We start from the raw sequence: 8410 nt of genomic DNA on the forward strand, positions 1-8410 counted from the left end.
GACTCCGGATCGGGCTCGACGGTGAACGAGACCGTGGACCCCCGCAGTTCCGTCAGCGCCGTGACGGCCTTGTCCAGGCGCACGCGCACCGCCTCGGCGTGGTGCACCAGGACGTCAAGCCGGCCAACGTCCTGCTCGACTCGGCCGGGAACGCCAAGGTGAGCGATTTCGGGCTGGCGCGTGCCGGCGAGCTGATGACGGAGCGGTCGTCGGCGGAGCCGGGCGACGGCACGCTTCTGGTCACGACCGGGGGATTGAGCCCTGCCTACGCCTCGCCCGAGCAGGCGGCCCGGCGTCCCCTCGGGCGGCGCGCGGACGTGTACAGCTTCGCCGTCAGCGTGCTGGAGATGTTCACCGGCCGGATCCGCTGGCGCCTGGGCCCGGCCGCGGCGACGGGCCTCGCCCGCTACCTGGACGGCCGGAATCCCGGCGCGCCCATGGACGCCATGCCCGCCGGGCTCGCCGGCCTGCTGGCCCGCTGCCTGCGCGAGGAGCCGGAGCACCGGCCGCGGGGCATGGCCTCGGTCGCCGAGGAACTGGTCTCCCTCTACGCGGCGGAGTTCGGGACGCCCTACCCGCGGGCCCTGCCCAGGACGGCCGGACTGCGCGCCAACGAGCTCAACAACCGGGCGCTGTCGCTGCTCGACCTCGGGCGGCCGGAAGAGGCGGCGGCGGCCTTCCGGGAGGCGCGCGCCGCCGACCCGCGCCATCCGGAAGTGATCTACAACTCCGGACTGCTGCGCTGGCGCGCCGCCGGCGTCACCGACGCCGACCTGACGGCCGAGCTGGAGTCGGTCCGCCGCGACGATCCCGAGCGGGTGGGACGGCTCCTCCGCCTGGTCGAGCGCGAGCGCGGTGACACCGAGGTCCGCGAGGAGCGCGGCGCCGACATCGAGGCGGAGGCCGAGGAGGACGAGGAGGACACCGAGTTCGAGGCGGAGGTCGAGGACGACGTCGAGCTCGACACGATCGGAACCGAGACCGTCTTCGCCCTGTGCCCCACACCCGACGGCCGGCACATCGTGGGCGCGGGTTCGAGCGGGTGCCTGCTCGTCTGGGAGCTGGACACGGGCCGCCGCGTGCGGACCATCCCGACCGGCAACTGGGTGATCTCCCAGATCCGCGTGACCCGCGACGGGCGGCACGCGCTGGTCGGGAAGGACAGCCTGCAGGCGTGGGACCTGGTCACCGGCGAACGCGCCGGTCCCTGGCGGGGGAGGAGATCGGGAACGGACGCGATCTGCCTGACGCCCGATGGAGCTTTCGCCCTGACGGCGGGTCGGCGCGACTCCATGCATCTCTGGGAGGTGGCCACGCTCCGGCGAGTGCGCACGTTCCCTGGGCCGGGGGACGAGAAGGGTCACAGCGTCATGAACGCGGTCTGCGTCAGCCCCGACGGGCGCCATGCCCTGTCCGCGTACGGCGGTCCCCTGCTGTGCCTGTGGGATCTGGTCACGGGGCAGACGGTCTGGAAGACGGAGATCCCGGATGAGATGGACGGTCGCCTCCTGCACAACGCGTCGCTGGTGCACGTCACCCCCGACGGCCGGCACGCCGTCGCGGCCTTCCCCCGGGGCGTCGTCGTCACGCTGGACATGGCCACCGGGCGGATCACGCACACGTTCGCCGATCCCTCGTCCCCCGCGCTGAAGAAGATGTGCGTCACTCCGGACGGGCGCCATCTGCTGATGATCGACGGCGTGCTGCGGCTCTGGGAGCTGGACACCTGGCGCTGCGTCCGGACGATGAGCGCCCCGCCCGATCCGCGGAGTGCCTGCGTGGCGCCGGACGGCCGCCGCGTCGTGATCGGGCCCGATCACGGTCGGCCGCGAGTCCTGGATCTGGGGCGGCGGCGCCCGGCCCCGCTGCAGATCTGCCGCCCCCGTTCCCACGGCGAGCTGAGCGGGCTCGACTCGCACGTCAGGGCGCAGGTGGCGGAGGCGGAACGGCAGATCGGCGCGCGGCGGTACACCAAGGCCGCGGCGACGCTCGAACGGCTCCGGAGCACGCCCGATCTCGGCGGCAGCGCGCCCGCCCTCGACGCGTGGCACAGACTCGCGCTGGTGTCGACCCGGGTCGGGGTCCGGGCGTCATGGCATCTGGGGACGCTGGCGGCTCATACCGGGCCGGTGACGTGCCTGGACGTCACGCCCGACGGTGAGCGGGCCGTGTCGGCGGGCGCGGACGGTGCCGTGCGGGTGTGGGACGTCGCCGCGAGGCGCCTCGTGCACCGGCTGGTCGAGGAGAGCCCGGGCGTGCGCGCCCGCCTCACCCCGGACGGGCGCCGCTGCGTCACCGCGTCGACGGGCGACGAGCTGAACGTGTGGGACCTGTCCGCCGGGAGGCTGGTGCGCACCCTGCGGACCGGCGCGTCCGGGCGCGGGCGGCTCATGGCCGTGTGCACGAGCCCGGACGGCCGCCATGTCGTCACGGCGGGAGCCAGGGAAGGGGGCGGCGAAGAGATACGGCTGTGGAACATCGAATCCGGCCGCACGACGATTCTGCACGGCGGCCGGGAGGGCGGCCCCGGCGTCCCCCCGGGCTGCGACGTCACGGCGCTGACCGTCACCCCCGACGGCCGCCATCTGATCATCGGTGGCTGGAACGATGTACGGGATCTCTTCGGCGACGCCGAGGCCACCGCGACGAGCTGGGTGGACGACGCCGCGGGCGTCAGCATGACCCGGGACGGCCGCCACGTCCTGAGCGTCTCCCCCGGTACCTACCCCTCCGGGGACTCCGTGCTTCTCCTGCATCCCCTCGGCGACCTCTCGATCGAGGCCTACGGGACCGGGGTCACGGCCGCCTGCGCCACGGTCGACGGGCGCTGGGGGCTGACCGGGTCCGCGAACGGAGCGGTGACCATGTGGGATCTGCGCCGGCCGGGCGGCGGCGAACCCCACCACGTCCTGTCCGACGGCGGGAGCGAGGTCGCCCTGGTGCGCGTCACCGACGCGGGCCGGCACGTCCTCGCCGCGGGTCTCGACGGCACGGTGCGCGTGTGGGAGCTCGACTGGAAACTGCGCGTGCGGAACCCGGCGGACTGGGACGACCGGGCACGGCCGTTCCTGACCGTTTTCCTCACCCTCCGCAGTCTGGAAGGACGGGACGCTCCCGAGTGGACCGAGGACGAATTCGACGCCCTCTGCCGCGAGCTCCGGTACGCCGGATTCGGCCGGCTCCGCCGGTCCGGGGTGAGAGCGGAACTCGACCGCATGGCCGAACGCTGGAACGGCCCGCCCAAGCCGAGATTCGCATGGGATCGGGATCGGACGACGTGACGGCTGAATTGCGGTGATTCCACTAGGATCTCGCCATCACGGTCGGGGGAGGGCGCCGAGATGAGCGGACGCGAGCTCAGCGGGACGCTGGCGGTGCGGCGGCACTGGTGCCGGCCGGACGAGCCCGTTCTGCTCTGCCTGTACTGCCATGGCGCCGCCCTGCGCTTCGACGTGGACGGCCACGACTGGCGGGGCATCCCGGGCGGCGCCGGACGCGCCGTGCTGAACGCCGTCGGAGCCGGTGTGGACTCGGCGTTCCGCGAGGACAGCCTCACTCCGCCGGCGCTGGTGGTCTTCGGCCCCGGCGGGGGCATGGCCGGGCGGGTGACGCTCCCCGACTCCGCGGAGACCCGCTACCTCGTCCTCACCCCGTACCGGATCGGCGTCGTCGCGATGATGCCGGGCGAGGCCGCCGAGTCCGAGGCACGGCGCGAGCCCCAGGCGGGGGTGCTGTCGCGGGCCCGCAGGATCGCCGCCGGGGCGGCGGAGCTCGGGCGCTCGCTCGCTCGCGACCATCCCTACCCACCGGGCGAACCGGTGCCGCTGTCACGCGTCGCGGGCCTCGCCGAGATCCCGGCGGCGCACATCGCGCACCTCGGCCTGGACCGGCGCAAGCTGCCCTCCGGGTTCCGTCCCCGCAAGGTCCCGGTCCTGCGGATCGGGCTCCACGACGGTTCCGGCTTCGACGTCACCGCACCGGACGACGAGGCGGCGGGACGGCTCCTCCACCTCGCCACGCAACGTTCCTGACGGGCGATCACATGCCGCGCAACGAGCAGAAGCTGTACGAGATCGCCCGCGCGCACTGGTGCGCGCCCGGCGAGAGGCTGGTCATGGGCGACCACGCGGCCGGGCACATCGGCGCGACGGTGCGAGGGCTGAGCACGGCCCCGGCCCCGTCCGCCGTCCCGGACGGCTCGTCCGTCCCGGACCCGTCCTGGCCCCTGCCGACCGATCCGGTCCGGACGGGCCGGTTCTGGTACGACGAATGGGCCGACGACCCGGTGATCTGGGGGTGGGCGCACGCGCCCGGACCGGACGCGGCGGCGGCCGCCGTCGCCGGCCACATGACCGGCTACGCCGACGAGGCGTGGCTGCTGCTCACGGACCGGCGGCTCGCGGTGTCCGTGGAGTCGCGGTTCGCGCGCCCCTCCGGCCGGCCGGGCGGGCTGCGCGGTCGCGTCCGCGGTGCTCGGGGCGATGACTCGGGAGATTCCGCCGCGCCCCTGACGACCTGCTGGGAGATCCCGTTCGCGGCGGTCCGCGGATTGCGGGCGGTGCCCCTCGGCCGCACCCCGCAGCCGGAATGGTTCATCCGGATCGACTTCACCGACGGGTCGGCGTTCGACTTCCGGCCCCGCCGCGGCGCCAAGGCCCCGGAGTACGTCGCGTCGGTCTACTCGGGCCTGGCGCCCAGGCCCTGACCCCCGCGTTCATCCGAAACTGGAACCGCCCCGGGACCCAGCCGTTTTCCGCTGGAACGTCGTCATGCCATTCAATCCGGCCGGTTTCCCTATTGGCCTACCGGGCAAGCCGGGTTGTCCAGCGGAAACCGGTGGTCCATTGGCCTGGGGCGCCTCCCGAACCTGATCACAATCTGGTCTGCGGACGGTAAGAGTCTTGTCGGTTTTATTGCCTTTTTGTATGTTCACTCCCACCGGGGGAAGTCCGTTGTCCCGCCGTCCGCCGCCGACTCGGGATCCGGGCCGGCGACGCCGGCCGCCGATCTCCCGAGGAGACGCCATGTCCGAGGTCAAACGCCGCGATCTGCTGGCCGGGGCCGCCGCCCTCACCGGTTTCGCGACCGTCGGCCTGCTCCCCGGCACCGCCGCCGCCGCGACCCGGCAGCGCCCCGGTGCCCTCCGGCCGCCCTCCCTCACCGCCGGCGACAGGGCGGTGGTCGCCCGCGTCGACGCCCGCCGGGCGCTGCGGCACCTGAAAGTGCTCAGCGACGAGATCGGCTGGCGCATCGCCGGGACGCCGTCGGAGCACCGGGCCGCCCGCTACATCGCCGGATGCCTGCGCGATCTCGGCTACAGGGTCGAACTCCAGCCCTTCCCGGTCGCCGACAAGTACCTGGCCGAGATCCGTTCCAAGGGCGAGCGGGTCTGGCAGTGCAGCGCCTCCCCGCAGGGCGCCGTCGCCTCCGTGGACGGCACGGTGGTGGACGTGGGCCGGGTCACCGAGGTCACCGGTGACGTGCGCGGCGGCCTGGTGCTGTTCGACCGGATCCCCGGCATGGAGACCGAGCAGGCGAAGGCCGCCGCGGGCGCGGGCGCCGCAGCGGCCCTCATCGTCAACGCGCGCTCGGTCACCTACCCGGAGCGCAAGGCCGGCGCCTTCGTCCCGACGCTGAAGGAGACGGTCGCGGTCCCGGTGCTGGGCCTGGCCGAGTACCACGGCGAGCGGATCCGCGCGGGCGCCCGGCGGCTCTCCTTCGAGATCACCCACCATTCGGGGCTGACCTCGTACAACGTCCTGGCCGAGCGGAAGGCGACGCTGCCCAACCCCACCGGCAAGGCCGTCATCGTCAGCGCCCACTACGACACCGTCCCGGGCTCGCCCGGCGCCAACGACGACGGCAGCGGAACCGTGCTGTGCCTGGAACTGGCCCGCGTGCTGAAGCGGTTGCCGACCCAGCAGGCCGTGCGCGTCTGCCTGTGGGGCTCGGAGGAGTCCGGCCTGGTCGGAGCGCGGCACTACGTGAAGCAACTCGACGCGGAGGGCGTCGGGCGGATCACCGGCTGCTTCCAGAACGACATGGTCGCCACCAGCCATCCCCCGGCGGGCACGTACTGGCTGCTGTCCGTGGACGGCGCGGACAACACCACCACGGCCGCGGTGAACGCCGCCGCGGCCCGCCTCGGCTACTCCGACCAGACCAAGGGCCCCACCGCCCGGGGCTCCAGCGACCACGAGGCCTTCTACGAGCGCGGCATCCCGGCGGGCAACTTCAGCTGGCGCGGCGGTGAGGCGCCCAGCCAGCTGGAGCCCCTCTACCACACCCCCGAGGACACGATCGCCCAGAACGTCAGCCTGGAGCGGCTGCAGGTGTCCCTCGAACTGATCGGCTGCGCCCTCTACGACGTCGCCCGCCGCAAGTAGCCCGCGCCCGAAGGCCCCCGGTTCAGCCTGCGGGCGATCCCGCGCGGGCCGGAGCCCCGGCGGCCCCGCCCTCCCGGTCGGCGGCCGCCGGGGCGCCGGCCGCCGGTCCGGCCTGCCGTCCCGGCGCCTTGGCGTTGACGAAGACGCCCGCGACCAGTGCGGCCAGCAGGATGATCCCCGCGGAGGTCCAGGTCGCCACGGAGTAGCCGTGCACGGTCGCCTCGGCCAGCGCGGCCCTCACCTGCGGCGTCCGCTGGGCGAGGTCGACCTCGTGGCCGGTCAGCCAGTCCGCGGTCGCGCTCGCCGCGATCGTGTTGAGGAGCGCGGTGCCGACCGATCCGCCCACCTGCTGCATGGTGTTGAGGGTCGCCGAGGCCGCCCCCTGCTCGTGCGGGGCGACGCGGCCGGTGGCCGTGGACATGGCCGCCATGAAGGTGACGCCCATGCCGAGGCCCATCATGCAGATGCCGGGCAGGACGCGGCCGGGGTACGTGGCGTGGACGTCCATGGAGGCCAGGACGGCCAGCCCGCCGGCGGCCAGGGCCAGGCCGGGGATGATCAGCGCCCGGACCGGCACCCGGGGCAGCAGCCGCACCGAGATCTGCGTGGAGCCGATGACCATGCACACGGTCATCGGCAGGTAGGCGGTGCCGGTCTTCAGCGGCGACCACCCCTTGATGCCCTGCAGGTAGAAGGTCAGGAAGAGGAAGACGCCGAACATGGCGACGGTGACCAGGGCCATCGTCAGGTAGGCGCCCGCCCGCTGCCGGTCCTTGACGATGTGCAGGGGCAGCAGCGGCGTCCGGGCGCGGGTCTGCCACAGGGAGAACAGCCCGAGGACCAGCACGCCGCCGATGAGCAGGGCCAGCACCCGGGGGTCGTCCCAGTCCCGGGACTCGGCCTCGCTGAAGCCGTAGACGATGGACAGCACGCCGGCGGAGCCCAGCGCGGCGCCGAGGACGTCCAGCTGCGCACCGGCCTTGCGGCCGGGGTCGTCGAGCAGCACGACCGCGCCGAGCACTGCGACCGCCGCCACCGGGGCGTTGACGTACAGGCACCAGCGCCAGTCCAGGTACTCGGTCAAGAGGCCGCCGAGCAGCATGCCGATCGCGCTGCCCGCGCCGGCGATGGCGCCGAACACGCCGAACGCCCTGCCGCGTTCGCGCGGGTCGGTGAAGGTCGTGGTCAGCAGGGACAGCGCGGCGGGGGCCAGCAGCGCGGCGAAGACGCCCTGCAGGGCGCGGGCGGCGAACAGCATGCCGGGGCCGGTGGCGGCGCCGCCGAGCGCGGAGGCCGCGGCGAAGCCGAGCAGGCCGGTGATGAAGGCGCGCCTGCGTCCGAACAGGTCGCCGAGGCGCCCGCCGAGCAGGAGCAGGCCCCCGAAGGCGAGGGTGTAGGCGGTGATGGCCCACTGCCGGTTGCCGTCGGTCATGCCGAGGTCGCGCTGGGCGGACGGCAGGGCGATGTTGACGATGGTCATGTCCAGCACCACGATCAGCTGGGCGAGGGCGATGACCACCAGCCCCCACCAGCGGCGGGAGCTCGAACCGGGTGGAGCCTCCGTCGTCGTGCCGGATCGGGTGGGGATGTTCTCGGGTGAGGCCGTCTCGGCCATGTGGCGGATGCCTTCCACTCGTATCGCGAGCCGCCCGGACCGTTCGCCGCGCGGCGTCCTGACGAACACGAGACGCCGCCGCACCGGCCCCTGTAACAGCCGAGGCGATGTGACGTAGGCCACCCGAGCGCTGGTGTTACAAAACGGCGGGCTGCGACGTCCAGTGCACGAGGCAAGGGTGGGAAACGCACAGGCGGGAGCCGGGGATGAGCGAGCGCACGGAACGGACCGCGGGGACAGCCGAGCCCGCGACCTCGGTGGACTCCGCCACCGAGGTGTTCGTCGCCCACCGCAACCTGCTGTTCACCGTCGCCTACGAGATGCTCGGCTCGGCCGCCGACGCCGAGGACGTCCTGCAGGAGACCTGGCTCCGCTGGGTGGACGTCGACACGGCCACCGTGCGGGAGCA

6 protein-coding genes are annotated in these 8410 nt (G+C 73.6%); 5 read left to right on the forward strand and 1 reads right to left on the reverse strand.

Annotated features, from left to right (window positions below; translation table 11 throughout):
- The first annotated feature begins 8 nt into the window (after positions 1-8).
- The 4 genes from AB0C69_RS33050 (at position 9) to AB0C69_RS33065 (ending at position 6386) form a co-directional block, all read left to right on the forward strand.
- Positions 9-3281 (forward strand): protein kinase, encoded by a 3273-nt coding sequence (locus tag AB0C69_RS33050; RefSeq protein ID WP_360358857.1) that lies wholly within the window; start codon positions 9-11, stop codon positions 3279-3281.
- Positions 3282-3341: 60 nt separating this feature from the next.
- Positions 3342-4031 (forward strand): hypothetical protein, encoded by a 690-nt coding sequence (locus AB0C69_RS33055; protein WP_360358852.1) that lies wholly within the window; start codon positions 3342-3344, stop codon positions 4029-4031.
- An 11-nt stretch (positions 4032-4042) separates the two neighbouring features.
- Positions 4043-4705: a hypothetical protein gene (locus AB0C69_RS33060; RefSeq protein ID WP_360358853.1), complete on the forward strand. Its 663-nt coding sequence runs from the start codon at positions 4043-4045 to the stop codon at positions 4703-4705.
- Positions 4706-5024: 319 nt separating this feature from the next.
- A complete protein-coding gene (locus AB0C69_RS33065; protein WP_360358854.1) occupies positions 5025-6386 on the forward strand; it encodes a M20/M25/M40 family metallo-hydrolase in 1362 nt (453 codons plus the stop codon).
- A gap of 22 nt (positions 6387-6408) precedes the next feature.
- Here the strand turns inward: AB0C69_RS33065 and AB0C69_RS33070 are convergent, their stop codons facing one another.
- Positions 6409-8001 carry an MFS transporter gene (locus AB0C69_RS33070; protein ID WP_360358855.1) on the reverse strand — a complete coding sequence of 531 codons (1593 nt, stop codon included), beginning with the start codon at positions 7999-8001 and terminating at the stop codon, positions 6409-6411.
- A gap of 206 nt (positions 8002-8207) precedes the next feature.
- Here AB0C69_RS33070 and AB0C69_RS33075 point away from each other — a divergent pair.
- Positions 8208-8410, forward strand: a 203-nt coding sequence (locus AB0C69_RS33075; protein ID WP_360358856.1) for a sigma factor, incomplete at its 3' end; no start/stop codon positions are given.

Origin of the sequence: Actinomadura sp. NPDC048032, assembly GCF_040653175.1 — a bacterium.
In the GTDB taxonomy this organism is placed as follows: Bacteria; Actinomycetota; Actinomycetes; order Streptosporangiales; family Streptosporangiaceae; genus Spirillospora; species Spirillospora verrucosospora.